We start from the raw sequence: 15,679 nt of genomic DNA on the forward strand, positions 1-15,679 counted from the left end.
GTTTACTACTTCAAAGGAACCTCAACCCACAGACAAAGCCTGTGAGCCGGGGTATCAACAAACTTGGCGTTGATTTTTGGCACGCTGTTGAGTTCTCAAGGAACGGACGCTTCCTTCGTACTCACCCAAGAAAATCTCTCAGGCTTTCCTTCGGGCGCTTCCCTTCGGTGTTTCAAACTCTATCAGTGATTCTCCGCCCCCCTGACCACCGTTCCGCAAGCATGCGAAAGGAGACCCCGGGATAGGATCTGACAAGTTGAATGCTGCCAGGCAAGGACGCTTGATCACGTCACTCAGCCCCAGGCAGGAGAACGACTGTACACGGGGCTTCAGAGCGGGCGCAAATCGATTGCGCGGTGCTCCAGGGACGCCAACCGGCGTCTCTCGCACGGAACCGGCACTTCATATGACATACGCTGCTCAACAGTGTGCCGTCCGGGAGCAGGCAGTGACGGCCCGTATGAATCTCCATCCCCGGGAGGCTTCCCTTGACCATCGTGACGTCCCCTCTTGCAGGACGCGCCATCGGACTGGCCGCCGTGCCGGATCCGGTCTTCTCCGGGGCCATGGTCGGCCCCGGCACCGCGATCGACCCCGTGCGTGAGCCCTCCGAGGCCGTCGCCCCCGTAACCGGAGTCATCGTCTCGCTGCACCCGCACGCCTTCGTCGTCGTTGACGACGAAGGTCACGGTGTACTCACTCACCTCGGTATCGACACCGTGCAGCTCAACGGCGAGGGCTTCGAGCTGCTCGTCAACAAGGGCGACACCGTGACGCGTGGGCAGAGCGTCGTGCGCTGGAACCCGGCCGCCGTGGAAGCCGCCGGCAAGTCCCCGGTGTGCCCGATCGTGGCGCTGGAGGCCACGGCCGATTCCCTCTCCGGTCTCATTGAAGACGGCACCGTGAAGGCCGGCGACAGCCTCTTCGGGTGGCAGTGACGTCAGCGCCGTTCCGCGACCGACGGTAAGCAGAAAACCCACCGCGGCGGCGGGACCCGCCGCATTAACGGAGACGGTGAGATGGAGACAACACTGCGAGGCGTCGGCGTGAGCCACGGTGTGGCGATCGGCGAAGTTCGGCACATGGGGACGGCGGTACTCGAACCACCTGCCAAGCAGATCCCGTCGGAGGATGCGGAGCGCGAGCAGGGTCGCGCCCACCAGGCCGTGGACGCTGTGGCGGCGGACCTGAACGCACGCGGCAACCTGGCGGGCGGCGAGGCCCAGGCAGTGCTCGAAGCTCAGGCCATGATGGCCCAGGACCCCGACCTGATAGCGGACGTGGACCGGCGTATCGCAGTCGGGAGTACGGCCGAGCGCGCTGTGTACGACGCGTTCGCCGCGTATCGCGCTCTGCTGGCGGGTGCAGGCGAGTACCTCGCTGGTCGCGTGGCCGACCTCGACGACGTGCGGAATCGTATCGTCGCCCGGCTTCTCGGGGTGCCCATGCCCGGAGTCCCCGACAGCGACGAGCCGTACGTGCTTATTGCCCGGGATCTCGCTCCCGCCGACACCGCGCTGCTGGACCCGACTCTGGTGCTCGGCTTCGTCACGGAAGAAGGTGGGCCGACGAGTCACAGCGCGATCCTGGCGAGGGCTCTCGGTGTCCCCGCTGTGGTGGCGTTGCCGGGGGCGGGTGAGCTCGCCGAGGGCACAGTGATCGCGGTGGACGGCAGCACGGGAGAGATCTTCGTCGAACCCAGTGCGGAGAAGAAGGCGCAGTTGCAGGCAGCAGCTGCCCAGCGCAAGGCGGCGCTGGCCGGCTCGACCGGGCCGGGTGCTACCTCCGACGGTCACAAGGTGCCGTTGCTGGCGAACATCGGCGGGCCCGCGGACGTACCGGCTGCTGTTGAGGCTGGGGCCGAGGGTGTCGGTCTCTTCCGTACCGAGTTCCTTTTTCTTGACGACAGTAAGAACGCGCCGACCGAGGCGAAGCAGGTCGAGGCGTACCGGAAGGTTCTCGAGGCCTTTCCCGAGGGGCGTGTCGTCGTTCGGGTGCTCGACGCGGGCGCGGACAAGCCACTGGACTTCCTGACGCCGGCCGACGAGCCGAACCCGGCTCTCGGTGTGCGCGGACTTCGGAGCCTGCTCGACCACCCCGATGTGCTGCGTACACAGCTGACGGCGCTCGCGAAGGCCGTGGAGGGGCTGCCTGTCCACCTTGAGGTCATGGCTCCGATGGTGGCGGACCGTGCCGATGCCAAGGCGTTCGCGGACGCATGCCGTGCGGCCGGCCTGCGGGCGAAGTTCGGTGCCATGGTGGAGATCCCGTCGGCCGCTCTGCGGGCGCGCTCGATCCTGCAGGAGGTCGAGTTCCTGTCCTTGGGAACCAACGACCTCGCGCAGTACACCTTCGCCGCCGACCGCCAGGTGGGCGCGGTTTCTCGCCTGCAGGATCCGTGGCAGCCCGCTCTGCTCGACCTGGTCGCGCTGTCCGCCGAGGCGGCGAAGGCCGAGGGCAAGAGCTGTGGTGTCTGTGGTGAGGCGGCGTCGGACCCGTTGCTCGCGTGTGTGCTGATCGGTCTGGGCGTCACCTCCCTTTCCATGGGCGCGGCTTCGATTCCTTATGTGCGGGCGTCGCTGGCCAAGTACACGCTGGCGCAGTGTGAGCGGGCCGCCGAGGCGGCCCGGGCTGTGGACAGCGCCGACGAGGCTCGCGACGCTGCTCAGGCAGTGCTGTCGGGCGAGTAGGCAGCCGGTCGGTTTCCGTTCGTCGGGCGAGGGGCGTTCCACTTCGTGTGGGGCGCCCCTCGCCCGCTCGTTCAGTGAGCGTGGCCCGTCGTGGGTTCCTCTCCTCCGAGGTCGGGGGGTGTGCAGTAGTCGACGTCCGGTTCCGGGGAGATGAGGTCGCCCGATTCGGCGTCGGTGCAGTAGGCGTCGAAGACCTCGCCTGCGGTCAGCGGCTCGACACCGTTGCCGCGCAGGTGCCAGCCGTAGATACGGTCGGTGGTGCCGGGGGCGGTGGTGCGCATGACCAGGCCTCCGGGGCTCTGGGTGGCGAGGCCGAGAGCCAGGACCGTGGTGAATTCGAGAGCTTCGGCCTCGTCGAGTTCTGTCGCGCCCTCGCTGTCGTCGTCTGCGTGGAGGACGGCGACGAGTGTTTCGGCTGGTGTTGTGACGCTGCAGACGAGGTGCCTGTTTCCTTGTGGAGCGGTGTCGAGGATGCGGACGAGGAGGTTCGAGGCACGGGCGAAGGCTGCGCGTCCGATGTCCTCACCGCAGGATGCGCAGGCACCGATTCGGGCCAACAGTGTGGCGGCGTACTCCCAGGTCGCCTGTCGGACGGCCTCGTCGACCAGGTGTGGAAGCAGTTCGGCCAGGGGTTGGCCGTCGTACGGAACTGTCGGGCCCGTGGTGGCGAGTTCCGCTGTGAAGCGGGTACGGCTGGCCGGGGCGTCCGGGTCGAGGCCGGTGGAGACGCAGAATTCGGCGTACTCCTCGGGGTCGAAGAGCGCCACGGTGGTGTGGTTGCCCTGGGCGGCGAGGCTCTTCAGGAGAGCTTCCACCTCTCGGAGGTAGGCCGTGTGGTTTTGGAAGGTGAAGGTGCGGTAGCGCCGCATCGCCCGGAAATCGTGCTCGTCGGTGAGCAGGCCGATGGTGCCCGCGATTTCACGGCGCAGAACGCGCCGCATGGTCGAGTGGCCGGTGTTTGCCATGATTCCCCCTACGTGCAGTCGATCAATGCTCACTCACAGTAACTGGAGCCACTGACAGTGGCTTTCGGTCAGGTGGTCACGGTCGAGCCGGCACTGGATCATGCAGGTCACAGCGATGCCGGTGCCGAAGCCGATCCGGCCGATCCAGCCAATGGTGATGGCCGCTGTGACGGTCAGTAGTCCCTTACCGCGCTGGACTGCATGCGCAAGGCCGTGGAGCCCGTGGGACGCGCTCTGGACGGTGTCGGAAGGGAGGGTGACGGAGAGTTCTCCGGAGACGGTGGCATGGCGCCTCTCGGTCAGAGTGAAGGCGGCGGCCGAGAGGGTGTGGAACAGCGTCGCGGAGGCAGCCGTACGGGTTGCCGACAGCGCCCTCGTGATGCCGCCCGGGGCGAACACCGCGGAGAGCGGAAGCAGGAGTGGGCGAGCGGTCTTGATGGTGACGCCGAAGTGGGCCAGGGGACCTGGAAGTCGGCCACCATCACAGTCGCTGCCGGTGTGGGTGATCCAGCGGGGCAGGCCGACCTTGAAGACCGCGTCGTCGTGAGTCCGAGGCCACCTTCGGTGGTTGACCGCTGTTCCGGGGCGCCTGTCAGGCGCGTTTGCGGGCCAGTTCCTCGTAGAAGTGCAGCAGGTCCAGGTTGTCGATGGAGCCCGGGTTGACGGCCTTCTCCATTGGGCTGCCCTGGAGGAGGCGTTTCACCGGGACCTCGATGCGTTTGCCGGTGAGGGTGTGCGGAACTCCGGGGACCTCGATGACCTCGTCGGGCACGTGGCGCGGGGAGAGCTGTTCGCGGATGGTCTGTTTGATGCGGTGCAGGAGGGCCTCGTCGAGAACGGCTCCGGGTGCGAGGTGGACGAAAAGCGGCATCCAGTAACCGCCGTCGGGTTGTTCGACGCCGATGACGAGGGATTCCTTGATCTCGGGGAGTCGTTCGACGGCTTCGTAGATGTCGGCCGACCCCATGCGTACGCCCTGGCGGTTGAGCGTGGAGTCGGAGCGGCCGTGGATGATCACGGAGCCGCGCGAGGTGACGGTGATCCAGTCGCCGTGGCGCCACACTCCGGGATAGGTGTCGAAGTAACTGTCGTGGTACCGGCTGCCGTCGGGGTCGTTCCAGAAGTGGATGGGCATGGACGGCATCGGGTTGGTGACGACGAGTTCGCCGACCTCGTCCACAAGGGGTGCTCCGCTCGGGTCCCAGGACTGGAGGTCGGTGCCCAGTCCTGGCGCTTGGAGCTCGCCGATGTGCACCGGGAGGGTCGGTACGGCTCCTGCGAAGCAGGAGCACACGTCCGTTCCGCCGCTGACCGAGGCGATCCACAGGGCGGCCCCGCTCGCCGCGAATTCGTCGTGCAGCCAGCGGAATCCGTCGGGGGGCAGCGGCGAGCCGGTCGTGGCGACGCACTGCACCTTGGACAGGTCGAAATCCCGGGCCGGGTGCACTCCGGCCTTGTGGCAGGCCATGACGTAGGCCGCCGAGGTGCCGAAAAGGGTCGCCCCCGTGCGTTCGGCGATCCGCCACTGGGCACCCGTGTCCGGGTAGCCGGGGCTGCCGTCGTAGAGGACGATCGTCGTGCCCGTCAGGAGGCCGGAGACGAGGAAGTTCCACATCATCCAGCCGGTCGACGTGTACCAGAAGAAGCGGTCCTCCGGCCCCAGGTCGCAGTGCAGGCCGAGTTGTTTGAGGTGCTCGACGAGGATGCCGCCCTGGGACTGGACGATCGCCTTGGGGAGGCCGGTCGTGCCCGAGGAGTAGAGCACCCACAGGGGGTGGTCGAAGGCGACCTGTTCGTAGGCGGGTGTCACATCGGCGGACGTGAGGGCGGACCATTCCAGGGCGCCCTCGGGGGGCTCGGTGCCCAGCAGTGGGATGTGGACGACCGCGCGCAGGGTGGGCAGTTCGCGGCGGAGTTCGGCGACCGTGTCACGGCGGTCGTGCTCCTTGCCGCCGTAGCGGTAGCCGTCGACGGTGAACAGCACGACCGGTTCGACCTGCTGGAAGCGGTCGAGGACGCTGCGGGCGCCGAAGTCGGGGGCGCAGGACGTCCACACGCCGCCCACGGCGGCCGTGGCGAGCAGAGCGACCACAGCTTGCGGAATGTTCGGGAGATAGCCGCTCACGCGGTCTCCCGGGCGCACTCCGAGCGTACGCAGCTCGGCGGCGAGGGAGCCGACCTGGCGGCGCAGCTCGGACCAGGTCACCGGGCGGGGTTCGTGGGTCTCGTCGACGTGCAGGAGGGCCGGTTCGTCCGCGCGGGTGTCCGCGGCGCGCAGGGCGTGCTCGGCGTAGTTGAGCTTCGCTCCGGGGAACCACTGCGCGCCGGGCATGGAGCGGTCGCCGAGTACGCGCTCGTAGGGCGTGGAGAAGCGCACGTCGAACCACTCGGTGAGGGCTTGCCAGAACGTGTCGAGCTGGTCCACGGACCAGCCGTGCAGTGCGGCGTAACCGCCGTCGGCGGGGGCTCCGTGTTTCTCGGCCGCCCACGCCTGGAACGTGGTGATCCGGGCCCGGGCAATGCGTTCTCGGTCGGGCTGCCAGAGAGGCGTGGGATTCGGGGTGGACATGGGGCGGCTCCCGGACGGTGCTCGTGACACGGCTGACACGGACGATGCCATTTGATCGACTCCGGCACCAGGGTGCGCCGCGCGGGGGTCGTGTCGTGGAGATGAAGATGTGGTCCCTACCAGGGTGAACGGCTGCTGAACTGTGCGCCTGTCGGGTGAAGTCAGTGGCAGGCTGAGCAGCATGGAAGGTCGTGACCTGGTGCGCTCGGTGAAGGCGGTCGGTTCGGCGGGGGTGGCTCAGGGGTTGCGTACCGTACGGGCCGCCTGGCGCCGGAGGCGTGCCGACGCCGCCGGGCTGCCGCGGCGGGGTGCCGAGCGCGCGCGGGTGCCCGGGCCCGTGCGGGACGTCGAGCCGGGGCCCGGTGGTGGTGTCGTCCGGTTCGCGAGGTCCGAGCTGCGGATCCTTGTCGCCGTCAACGGGGCGCTCTTCTGGGGCTGGGACGGGGCCGGTCCCGAGCCGTCGTACGCACTCGCCGGCCGCTGTCCGGAGCCGGATCCCCGTGCCTCGCTGGAGCCGGACACGGAGGGCGGCTGGCGGGTCGTGGCCGAACGGGTGACGGTCGTGGTCTCGCGGCAGGGTGCGGTGGAAGTGCTCACCCCCGGCGGGGTGAGCCTGCGACGGGAGCTGCCGCCTCGCTGGTGGGAGCCCGTGGGCGGTGGCACGAGCCGCTGGACGCAGCGATCAGAGGTGGCCGCGGACGCGCGGTTCTTCGGGCTCGGCGGGCGCGCCTCGGGACCGCGGTTGCGCGATGGAACGTACCGCCTGTGGAACACCGATCCCGGTCGCGCCTTCGGTCCCGGCGACGATCCGTCGCCCATCACCATGCCGGTGCAGTTGGTGGTGGCCGACGCGGCGACCCATCTGGTGTTCCAGGACACCTCGTGGGACGGCACGGTGACACTGCGGGAGGGTGCGGAGGGCGCGGGTTCGGGGCACGACCGGGCCGGAACGTCCGAGCTGCGGATGGACGGCGGGCCGCTGCGCTGCTGGATGATGGTGGGCACCCCCGCGCGCGTGCTGCACACCTGGGCCACGCTCACGGGTGCGCCCGCGCTGCCGCCTTCGTGGGCGCTGGGCCACCACCACGCGCGCGGGGGCCTCGGTGGCGAGCAGGAGGTGCGGCGGATCGTCGCGGGCTACCAGGAGCACGACCTGCCGCTGGACGCGGTCCATCTCGGCATCGGCCACTTCGACGGGCACCAGGTGTTCACCGTCGACGAGGAACGGTTCCCGAAGCTGCCGGCCCTCGCCGAGGATCTGCGGCGCGACGGCATACGTCTGGTGTCGATCGTCGGTCCCGCGGTCAGGGCCGAGCCGGGCGACACCGTGTACGACAACGGGAGCGCCGAGGACGCGTTCGTACGGGATGCTTCGGGGCAACTCGTACGGGGAGTCGCGTGGCCCGGGGACTCGGTCTTTCCCGACTTCACGCACGCGCGTGTGCGTGCCTGGTGGGGCCGGCTGTACGAGGAGCGGCTCGGGCAGGGGTTCGCCGGTTTCTGGCACGACATGGACGAGCCCACGTCATTCACCGCTTTCGGGGAGTCGACCCTGCCGCGTTCCGCCCGCCACGGACTGGAGGGTCGCGGCGGTGATCATCGCGAGGCGCACAACGTGTACGCCCTGTCCATGGCCCAGGCCGCCTACGAGGGACTGCGTGAACTGGCGCCGGAGGAGCGGCCTTTCATATTCTCCCGCTCCGGCTGGGCCGGCATGCAGCGCTACGGAGGGGCGTGGTCCGGGGACGTGGCGACAGGCTGGCCGGGGCTGCGGGCGTCACTGTCGCTGGTCATGGGCCTCGGGCTGTGCGGGGTGCCCTACTCGGGCACTGATGTGGGCGGCTTCGACGGGAGTCCGTCGCCGGAGCTGTACCTGCGGCGGTTCCAACTGGCTGCCTGTCTGCCGCTGTTCCGCACGCACGCGAGTCCGCGGGCGGGGCGCCGGGAGCCCTGGGAGTTCGGAGCGGACGTCCTGGCACACGCGCGCGTGGCACTCGTCGAACGTCGGCGCCTGCGGCCGTATTTCGTGACGCTGGCGCATCTGGCGCGCCTCACGGGGGCGCCCTGTGTGCGGCCGTTGTGGTGGGGGGCGCCCGAGGAGCGCGCTCTGCGTGACTGCGAGGACGCCTTTCTGCTGGGTGACTGTCTTCTGGTGGCGCCGGTGCTCGACCCGGGTCAGGACCGGCGGGCGGTGCGGCTGCCGCGCGGGCGCTGGTACGACACGGTGACGGAGCAGGCGTACGAGGGGCCCTGTCAGGTGCTGGTCGACGCCCCTTTGTCGCGGATTCCGGTTCTCGCGCGCGCGGGCGCCGTCGTGCCCGTGCGGGGCGACGACGGCGGCCTGGAGCTGGAGGTGTGGGCACCCGCCCGCGGAGGTACCGGGGGCGGGCTGGTGGTGCGGGACGCGGGTGACGGGTGGGCGGAGCCGGAGGTCGAGCGTTACGTCACGCGCTGGGAGGGGCGTCGGGTGATCGTCGAGCGGGAGGGGGAGGACGGCGTGAGCGAGTCGCCCCATCCCGTGCGCGTACGAGGACTCGACGGGCGCTGAGCGGGCTCAGTATCGGCCCTCGAACCAGGCGCGTGCGGCCAGCGTGTGCAGCGGGAAGGCGAGCTCCTCAGGCCTGCGCAGGAGGTGCCAGCCGTCGGTCTCGTCCGTGGCCGCGGACTGCGGCAGTTGGTCGGCGGGGCGTTCGGGCAGGGTTCCGAAGAGCAGCAGGTGCCCGTCGGGCGAGCTCAGGGCGTCGACGAGCCGGACGTCGCGGCTCGCGGCCTCGATGCCTGTCTCCTCCCTGAGTTCACGGACAACGGCCTGCCGCCAGTCCTCGCGATGGTCGACGTACCCGCCGGGCAGGGCGGTGCCTCCGCGCGCGGGGGCGATGGTTCGGGTGATGACGACCAGGGCGGCGCCCTTGGTGTCGTACACGGGCTGGAGTGCCACTGCGACGGGCAGCGGGTTGCGGTAGGCCACCGTGCCACAGGCGGGGCAGGTGCGGGGCCAGCCGGAAACGCCCTCTCCGTAGGGCGCTCCGCAGCTCGAACAGTGGGAGCCGGGCGCGGAGTTGTCGGTTGATAGTTGTTTTACGGACACGCGGCGGACTGTATCCGATCATGCAGGCGGAGGCCTTCCGGGGGCACCTCGGGGCCACGCCATGCGGCGAGGGCGGCCGGAACCACCCCCGTGGACTCCGACCGCCCTACCGATACGACGACGCACGCAGGGCGTGTGCGGTTCTGTGCGACGGCTGCCCAATCCGATGGGACCGTGCCACACTTCTGACGTTCCGTCAGATACAGGCCTCTGGAGGGGATGTGGCACGCGTCCGTACACCTGTGGTCGCCGGGTGGTTCACCGAGGACGGGGACGGCTTCCGGCTCCTCGGCACCCGTTGCTCGGCCTGCGCCTCGGTCTTCTTCCCCCGCGAGGACGTCCACTGCCGCAATCCTGGCTGCCCGGGCGGCCGGTTGGACGAGGTTCCGCTGTCCCGGCGCGGGCGCGTCTGGTCGTACACCGACAGCCGATACCGGCCTCCGTCACCGTATGTGACCGATCCGGAACTTCCTTGGGAACCGTACGCGTTGATCGCTGTGGAGCTGGAGTCCGAGCGGATGGTGGTACTGGGACAGGCGGTTCCCGGGGTCACCGTCGCCGATCTGACGGTGGGCATGGAGGTGGAGGTCGTCCCGGGGGTGCTCCACGAGGACGCAGAGACGACCTGGACGACCTGGCACTGGCGGCCGACGGGGGCGATGGGATGACCGGAGAGGTGGCGGTGCTCGGCGTGGGCATGCACCCCTGGGGCAAGTGGGGGCGCGGCTTCACCGAGTACGGCACGGCCGCCGCGCGCGCGGCGCTCGCCGACGCGGGGGTCGACTGGCGCGGCGTCGACTCGGTCGTCGGCGCGGACACCGTGCGCGGCGGCTATCCCGGGTACGTGGCGGGGGCGACGTTCGCCAAGGCGCTGGGCTGGCAGGGCGCGCGGGTGACCAGCGTGTACGCGGCGTGCGCGTCCGGGGCGCAGGCGGTCGCCGTGGCACGCGCGCAGATCCTCGCCGGGCTCGCGGAGGTGGTGCTCGTCGTGGGCGCGGACTCGGCGCCGAAGGGGTTCTTCCGGCCGGCCGGCGGGGACCGGTCCGACGACCCGGACTGGCTGCGGTTCCGGGTCCTGGGGGCGACGAACCCGACGTACTTCGGGCTGTACGCGCGACGGAGGATGACCCTGCACGGCGACACCCTGGAGGACTTCGCGCAGGTCAAGGTGAAGAACGCGGCCCTGGGTGCCCTCAACCCGAACGCGCGCTACCGCAAGCGGGTCACCGCCGAGGAGGTCGCCGCGTCCGCGGTGGTCGCCGATCCGCTTCGGCTGCTCGACATCTGCGCCACCTCGGACGGCGGGGCCGCGCTGGTGCTGACCGGCATGGAGTTCGCGCGCCGGCACGGGGTGGCGGAGCCGGTGCGGATCCGGGCGGTTTCCACGGTGACACCGCGGTACCCCACCACCGTGCTGGACCTGCCGGACATCGCCACGGACTCGGCGGCGACGGTGGAGCCGGCGGGCGGGACCTTCCGGGCGTCGATCGCACGGGCGGCCTACGAGGAGGCGGGCATCGGCCCCGAGGACCTCTCCCTGGCCGAGGTCTACGACCTGTCCACGGCCCTGGAGCTGCAGTGGTACGAGGATCTGGGGCTGTGCGACGAGGGCGAGGGGGCGAAGCTGCTGCGGGAGGGTGCGACGGCCCTGGGCGGGCGCATACCCGTCAACACCAGCGGCGGCCTCGCCTCCTTCGGAGAGGCCGTGCCCGCGCAGGCCATCGCCCAGGTGTGCGAGCTGACATGGCAGTTGCGGGGCGACGCCGGTGACCGGCAGGTCGCGAGGGCCCGTGTGGGCATCACAGCCAACCAGGGCCTGTTCGGGCACGGTTCCTCCGTGGTCGCGGTGCGGTGAGGCGCGGATAGGTGGGCAGGTCGCACGCGCTGGGCGCCCGGCCGGGAATCGCCACGCCGGACGGACGCTCCCCGTTTCGGCTGCCGGCCGGTCGGTAACCAGGGGCGTCGCTGCCGCGCTCCACGTCAACGTGTTCGGCGACGGCGACCCGCCGCGCACGGTCGTCGACCGGCGCAGGCGGTGTGTGGGCGTCGTGCAGCTGGAGGATCCCGTACGAGCGCTCGCCGAGAGCCGGGGTGAGGAGGCATTCGCGCCGAGCCGAGCCGGCCGGACGTCTACCGCTTCGAGCGGCCAACGACGTTGCCGGGTTCGCGGCCGGTGACGAGCTGAGGCGAAGTCCCTCGACGGGGCGAGTCGGGTGCCCATGCGGGCAGGTATCCCCGGGCACGAGATCCGGCGGGGCCCGGGAACGGCCCCCCGCCCAGGCGGGGTGAGGACGGCGGGACGAACGGCGTCGGCGGAGAATCCGGCGCACGGTGACCGTCGCCCCGTCGCCCCGTCGCCCGAGGAGCGAGCGACTCAACCAGTGTCGTCGGCGACCTTGACGCCCACAGGACGCCGGAGAACACTTCCGGTGTCAGTCGGCGTCGCCGCACATTCTCGGCGTATTCAGACAATGCGCCGTGCGGGCCCCTCTGCGCCACGGGTCCTGCCCCTGCGTGCGATTCGGCTGCAGCAGCACGCTCGTCACGGACGCCGGGTGGGCGCGGGAGCTCCCCGCCCTCGGCTGAAGTAGCCATGGGAACGCACTCTGCAAGGTCGTCCGGGGCCGGATCGCCCCGGACGAGGGCCCAGGAGCCGCCATGAGCAATGGGGACATCTTTCTCGGCGAGATCATCGGTACAGCGATTCTGATCCTCCTCGGCGCCGGCGTGGTCGCCGCCGTCGTACTGAACTACTCCAAGGCGAAGGACGCCGGCTGGGTCGTCATCACGTTCGGCTGGGGCTTCGGTGTGCTGGCCGGGGCGTACACCGCCGCACCGCTGTCCGGCGGGCACCTCAACCCCGCGGTGACGATCGGGATCGCCGTCGACACCGGGGAGTGGGGCAAGGTGCCCTTCTACATCGCCGGACAGATGGTCGGCGCCTTCCTCGGCGCGATCCTGTGCTGGCTGGTCTACTTTGCCCAGTTCCAGGCCAATGCGGAGGAGGAGATCGCCCAGCCGACGCTCGGGATCTTCTCCACGACGCCCGCGATCCGCAGTCCCGTCGCGAACCTGGTCACCGAGATCATCGCGACCATGGCGCTGGTTCTGCCGATCCTGGCCTTCGGTCTGACCAAGGGGCTCGGCGAGTCCGGCACGGCGATCCTGATCGTCTCCTTCCTGGTGGTCGGCATCGGTCTGTCGCTCGGCGGTCCCACGGGGTACGCCATCAACCCGGCCCGTGACCTGGGCCCGCGCATCGCCCACGCTCTGCTTCCGATCCCCAACAAGGGGACCTCGGACTGGAGTTACGCGTGGATCCCGGTGGTGGGGCCGCTGATCGGCGGCGCGCTGGCGGGGATCGTCTTCAAGGCAGCCTTCTGACGCGCACACGCCGTTCCGGGCTGCAGACTTCCGGAGCTTCCCACGAAAGGGACGTCATGACGGAGAAGTTCGTCGCCGCGATCGACCAGGGCACCACGTCAAGTCGCTGCATCGTCTTCAACCACGACGGCGCGATCGTCGCCGTCGACCAGCGCGAGCACCGCCAGATCTTCCCCAAGCCCGGGTGGGTGGAACACGACGCCACCGAGATCTGGTCGAAGGTCCAGGCAGTGGTCGCGGGCGCGCTCGCCAAAGCAGGGCTGCGCGCCGACCAGCTCAGCGCGCTCGGCATCACCAACCAGCGCGAGACGACCGTCCTGTGGGACCGCGCCACGGGCAAGCCGGTCCACAACGCGATCGTCTGGCAGGACACGCGTACGGCCGCGCTCTGCCACGAACTCGGCGGCACCGACGGGCAGGACCGTTTCCGCGAACAGACCGGACTGCCCCTGGCCAGCTACTTCTCCGGCCCGAAGGCGGCCTGGCTGCTGGACAACGTGCCGGGGCTGCGTGCCCGCGCCGAGCGCGGCGAGATCGCCTTCGGCACCATCGACTCCTGGCTGATCTGGAACCTGACGGGCGGCACGGACGGCGGACGGCACGTCACGGACGTGACCAACGCCGGCCGCACCATGCTGATGGATCTGGAGACCCTCCAATGGGACGCGTCCATCCTGTCCGCGATGAACGTCCCCGAGAAGATCCTCCCCGAGATCAGGTCCTCGTCCGAGGTGTACGGCACCGCGGTGGGCCAGCTCGCGGGCGTCCCCGTGGCCTCCGCGCTGGGCGACCAGCAGGCCGCGGTGTTCGGCCAGGCCTGCTATGACGTGGGGACGGCCAAGAACACGTACGGCACCGGCAGTTTCCTGCTGCTCAACACCGGCAACCGGCCCGTTCCCTCCAAGAACGGCCTGCTGACCACGATGGGTTACAAGATCGGCGGTGAGGCTCCCGTCTACTGTCTCGAAGGGTCGATCGCGATCACCGGTGCGCTGGTGCAGTGGTTCCGCGACCAGCTCGGCATCATCCGTACCGCCGACGAGATCGAGACGCTCGCGGCGAGCGTCGACGACAACGGCGGGGCGTACATCGTGCCCGCGTTCTCCGGCCTGTTCGCGCCCTACTGGCGCTCGGACGCGCGCGGGGTGGTCACCGGCCTCACGCGGTACGTCACCAAGGGACATCTGGCGCGCGCGGTGCTGGAGGCGACGAGCTGGCAGACGCGGGAGGTCGTGGACGCCATGTTCCAGGACTCCGGGGTGAGCATCACGACCCTGAAGGTGGACGGCGGCATGACGAAGAACAACCTGCTGATGCAGCATCAGGCGGACGTCCTCGGGGTGCCGGTCATCCGTCCCAAGGTCTCCGAGACGACCTGCCTGGGAGCGGCGTACGCGGCCGGGCTGGCGACCGGGGTCTGGAACGACCTCGACGAGCTGAAGTCGCACTGGCAGAAGGACGTCGAGTGGACGCCCGCCATGGAGGCGTCGGTCCGCGACCGCGAGTACCACAACTGGCGCAAGGCCGTGGAGAAGAGCTTTGGCTGGGAGGACGACGGCCGGAGCTAGGGTCAGCGCTCGCAGGCCACCTCCACGCGCGCGCGTGCCATTGGACCGCGGCCCGTACCCCGGTCGGCGGGGGTACGGGCCGTGCGCGTGCGGAACAGTGAGGGGCTGTCAGGTGGTGACGGTCGCCCGGCGGTCGGCCGCGTACGCCATCGCGTGCTGGACGACTCCGATGAGGACCTCCTTGACCGACTCCCGGTTGCGCGCGTCGCACAGCACGAGCGGCACGTTGGGGTCGAGGTCGAGCGCCGCCCGGACGGACTGCGACGGGTAACGAGCCGCTCCGTCGAAGCAGTTGACGCCGACCAGGAAGGGTATGGAGCGGCGCTCGAAGTAGTCGACCGCGGCGAAGCTGTCCTCCAGACGGCGGGTGTCGGCGAGGACGACCGCGCCCAGCGCACCGGTGGCGAGCTCGTCCCACAGGAACCAGAAGCGGTCCTGTCCGGGCGTCCCGAAGAGGTACAGCACCAGGTCCTCGCGCAGCGTGATGCGCCCGAAGTCCATGGCCACGGTGGTGGTGTTCTTGCCCTCCACCCCCTTGATGTCGTCGACCGGGCGGCCCGCCTCGGTGAGCAACTCCTCGGTGCGCAGCGGCTTGATCTCGCTGACCGCGCCGACGAGGGTCGTCTTGCCCGCACCGAATCCGCCGGCCACGAGGATCTTGAGTGTGACGGGCTCGACCGGGGGCTTGCCGCGCTCAGAACGCCCGAAGATCATCGGTCTCTTCTCCTGCTTGTTCGGGGTCGGTCGGCGGTGGGCCGTAGCCCACGCCGCCTGGGGTTTCGATGACGTACATCGCCGGGACGGCGAACCGGCCCGTCTCCACCGCGACATTGTCCCGTACCGATGCCGCCGCGCGGGACGGTGCCGTCGGCGGCGATGCGCGACGCGACAGTGGTGACCGCCGAACCCGTCCGGACGGCCTCGGTGAACTCCCGGGCGTCGGTGCAGGTTCCGCCGCGATCGTCCCGGAACTGCCGGCCTGTCACGTCGCCACCCCGCTTCCGCGCTGCTCAGAGCGCCCGGAGGCCGTCGATGACGTCGCGCAGAATATTCGCGTCCACCAGCTCGGCGGGGGGTACGGGACGCGTCACATGGACCATCTCCTCGTCCACGAGGTCCCCGATGAGGACCCGCACCACACCGATGGGCAGATTGAGTTCGGCAGCGAGTTCGGCGACCGACTGCGGGGCGTCACGACAGAGTTCGACGATTTCCACGTGCTCCGGGGACAGCGTGCGATCCGCTTCCGGGTCGTCCGCGTGCGCCTCCGTGATCACCACCGCGATCAGGTCCAGGCGGTGCTGGGCCGCATGGCTGGTGCGGCCTCGCGTCATGGCGTACGGACGGACGACCGGTCCCGCCTCGTCGTCGAACCAGTGGCTTCTGGGTTGGCCGTCTCCGCTCATGTCATCCCA

At 69.9% G+C, this 15,679-nt stretch carries 13 protein-coding genes; 7 read left to right on the forward strand and 6 right to left on the reverse strand.

Annotated features, from left to right (window positions below):
* Window positions 1–488: 488 nt before the first annotated feature.
* Together G3I56_RS09910 and ptsP are read left to right on the forward strand one after the other, a co-directional pair.
* The gene (locus G3I56_RS09910; RefSeq protein WP_164408543.1) at window positions 489–938 is read left to right on the forward strand and encodes a PTS glucose transporter subunit IIA; all 450 of its coding nucleotides are present in this window, start codon (window positions 489–491) and stop codon (window positions 936–938) included.
* A gap of 81 nt (window positions 939–1,019) precedes the next feature.
* On the forward strand, window positions 1,020–2,690 hold the full coding sequence (gene ptsP, locus G3I56_RS09915; protein WP_164408544.1) for a phosphoenolpyruvate--protein phosphotransferase: 1,671 nt from the start codon (window positions 1,020–1,022) through the stop codon (window positions 2,688–2,690).
* Between the two features lie 71 nt (window positions 2,691–2,761).
* On the opposite strand, the gene G3I56_RS09920 is transcribed toward ptsP, so the two are convergent.
* From G3I56_RS09920 to G3I56_RS09930, 3 genes are all read right to left on the reverse strand, one after another.
* Window positions 2,762–3,655 (reverse strand): hypothetical protein, encoded by an 894-nt coding sequence (locus G3I56_RS09920; protein WP_164408545.1) that lies wholly within the window; start codon window positions 3,653–3,655, stop codon window positions 2,762–2,764.
* 33 nt (window positions 3,656–3,688) lie between these two features.
* Window positions 3,689–4,054: a hypothetical protein gene (locus tag G3I56_RS09925; RefSeq protein WP_164408546.1), complete on the reverse strand. Its 366-nt coding sequence runs from the start codon at window positions 4,052–4,054 to the stop codon at window positions 3,689–3,691.
* 193 nt (window positions 4,055–4,247) lie between these two features.
* The gene (locus tag G3I56_RS09930) at window positions 4,248–6,224 is read right to left on the reverse strand and encodes an acetoacetate--CoA ligase (protein ID WP_164408547.1); all 1,977 of its coding nucleotides are present in this window, start codon (window positions 6,222–6,224) and stop codon (window positions 4,248–4,250) included.
* A gap of 181 nt (window positions 6,225–6,405) precedes the next feature.
* Between G3I56_RS09930 and G3I56_RS09935 the strand changes: the two genes are divergently transcribed.
* Window positions 6,406–8,772, forward strand: coding sequence for a TIM-barrel domain-containing protein (locus G3I56_RS09935; RefSeq protein WP_164408548.1), 2,367 nt, complete (start codon window positions 6,406–6,408; stop codon window positions 8,770–8,772).
* A 6-nt stretch (window positions 8,773–8,778) separates the two neighbouring features.
* On the opposite strand, the gene G3I56_RS09940 is transcribed toward G3I56_RS09935, so the two are convergent.
* Window positions 8,779–9,312, reverse strand: coding sequence for an NUDIX domain-containing protein (locus tag G3I56_RS09940; RefSeq protein WP_164408549.1), 534 nt, complete (start codon window positions 9,310–9,312; stop codon window positions 8,779–8,781).
* A gap of 242 nt (window positions 9,313–9,554) precedes the next feature.
* On the opposite strand from G3I56_RS09940, the gene G3I56_RS09945 reads away from it, so the two are divergent.
* The 4 genes from G3I56_RS09945 (at window position 9,555) to glpK (ending at window position 14,264) form a co-directional block, all read left to right on the forward strand.
* On the forward strand, window positions 9,555–9,980 hold the full coding sequence (locus tag G3I56_RS09945) for a zinc ribbon domain-containing protein (protein ID WP_164408837.1): 426 nt from the start codon (window positions 9,555–9,557) through the stop codon (window positions 9,978–9,980).
* Window positions 9,977–11,167 (forward strand): lipid-transfer protein, encoded by a 1,191-nt coding sequence (locus tag G3I56_RS09950; protein WP_164408550.1) that lies wholly within the window; start codon window positions 9,977–9,979, stop codon window positions 11,165–11,167. The genes G3I56_RS09945 and G3I56_RS09950 overlap by 4 nt, the downstream gene beginning before the upstream one ends.
* 803 nt (window positions 11,168–11,970) lie before the next feature.
* Window positions 11,971–12,696 (forward strand): MIP/aquaporin family protein, encoded by a 726-nt coding sequence (locus G3I56_RS09955; RefSeq protein ID WP_164408551.1) that lies wholly within the window; start codon window positions 11,971–11,973, stop codon window positions 12,694–12,696.
* Between the two features lie 56 nt (window positions 12,697–12,752).
* Window positions 12,753–14,264 carry a glycerol kinase GlpK gene (gene glpK / locus G3I56_RS09960; protein ID WP_164408552.1) on the forward strand — a complete coding sequence of 504 codons (1,512 nt, stop codon included), beginning with the start codon at window positions 12,753–12,755 and terminating at the stop codon, window positions 14,262–14,264.
* 108 nt (window positions 14,265–14,372) lie between these two features.
* Here glpK and G3I56_RS09965 read toward each other — a convergent pair whose 3' ends face one another.
* On the reverse strand, window positions 14,373–14,978 hold the full coding sequence (locus G3I56_RS09965) for an ATP/GTP-binding protein (protein WP_164408553.1): 606 nt from the start codon (window positions 14,976–14,978) through the stop codon (window positions 14,373–14,375).
* 296 nt (window positions 14,979–15,274) lie between these two features.
* Window positions 15,275–15,670, reverse strand: a complete 396-nt coding sequence (locus tag G3I56_RS09970) for a DUF742 domain-containing protein (RefSeq protein WP_164408554.1) — start codon at window positions 15,668–15,670, stop codon at window positions 15,275–15,277.
* Between the last annotated feature and the right edge of the window lie 9 nt (window positions 15,671–15,679).

Source organism: Streptomyces sp. SID12488 (assembly GCF_010548275.1).
Classification (GTDB): Bacteria; Actinomycetota; Actinomycetes; order Streptomycetales; family Streptomycetaceae; genus Streptomyces.

Excerpts from the sequence above, each read along its gene's own strand:
- G3I56_RS09970 (WP_164408554.1), bottom strand. The coding sequence starts at position 15,670 with ATGAGCGGAGACGGCCAACCCAGAAGCCACTGGTTCGACGACGAGGCG.
- G3I56_RS09935 (WP_164408548.1), top strand. The coding sequence starts at position 6,406 with ATGGAAGGTCGTGACCTGGTGCGCTCGGTGAAGGCGGTCGGTTCGGCG.
- G3I56_RS09965 (WP_164408553.1), bottom strand. The coding sequence starts at position 14,978 with ATGATCTTCGGGCGTTCTGAGCGCGGCAAGCCCCCGGTCGAGCCCGTC.
- G3I56_RS09955 (WP_164408551.1), top strand. The coding sequence starts at position 11,971 with ATGAGCAATGGGGACATCTTTCTCGGCGAGATCATCGGTACAGCGATT.
- glpK (WP_164408552.1), top strand. The coding sequence starts at position 12,753 with ATGACGGAGAAGTTCGTCGCCGCGATCGACCAGGGCACCACGTCAAGT.
- G3I56_RS09950 (WP_164408550.1), top strand. The coding sequence starts at position 9,977 with ATGACCGGAGAGGTGGCGGTGCTCGGCGTGGGCATGCACCCCTGGGGC.
- G3I56_RS09930 (WP_164408547.1), bottom strand. The coding sequence starts at position 6,224 with ATGTCCACCCCGAATCCCACGCCTCTCTGGCAGCCCGACCGAGAACGC.
- ptsP (WP_164408544.1), top strand. The coding sequence starts at position 1,020 with ATGGAGACAACACTGCGAGGCGTCGGCGTGAGCCACGGTGTGGCGATC.
- G3I56_RS09920 (WP_164408545.1), bottom strand. The coding sequence starts at position 3,655 with ATGGCAAACACCGGCCACTCGACCATGCGGCGCGTTCTGCGCCGTGAA.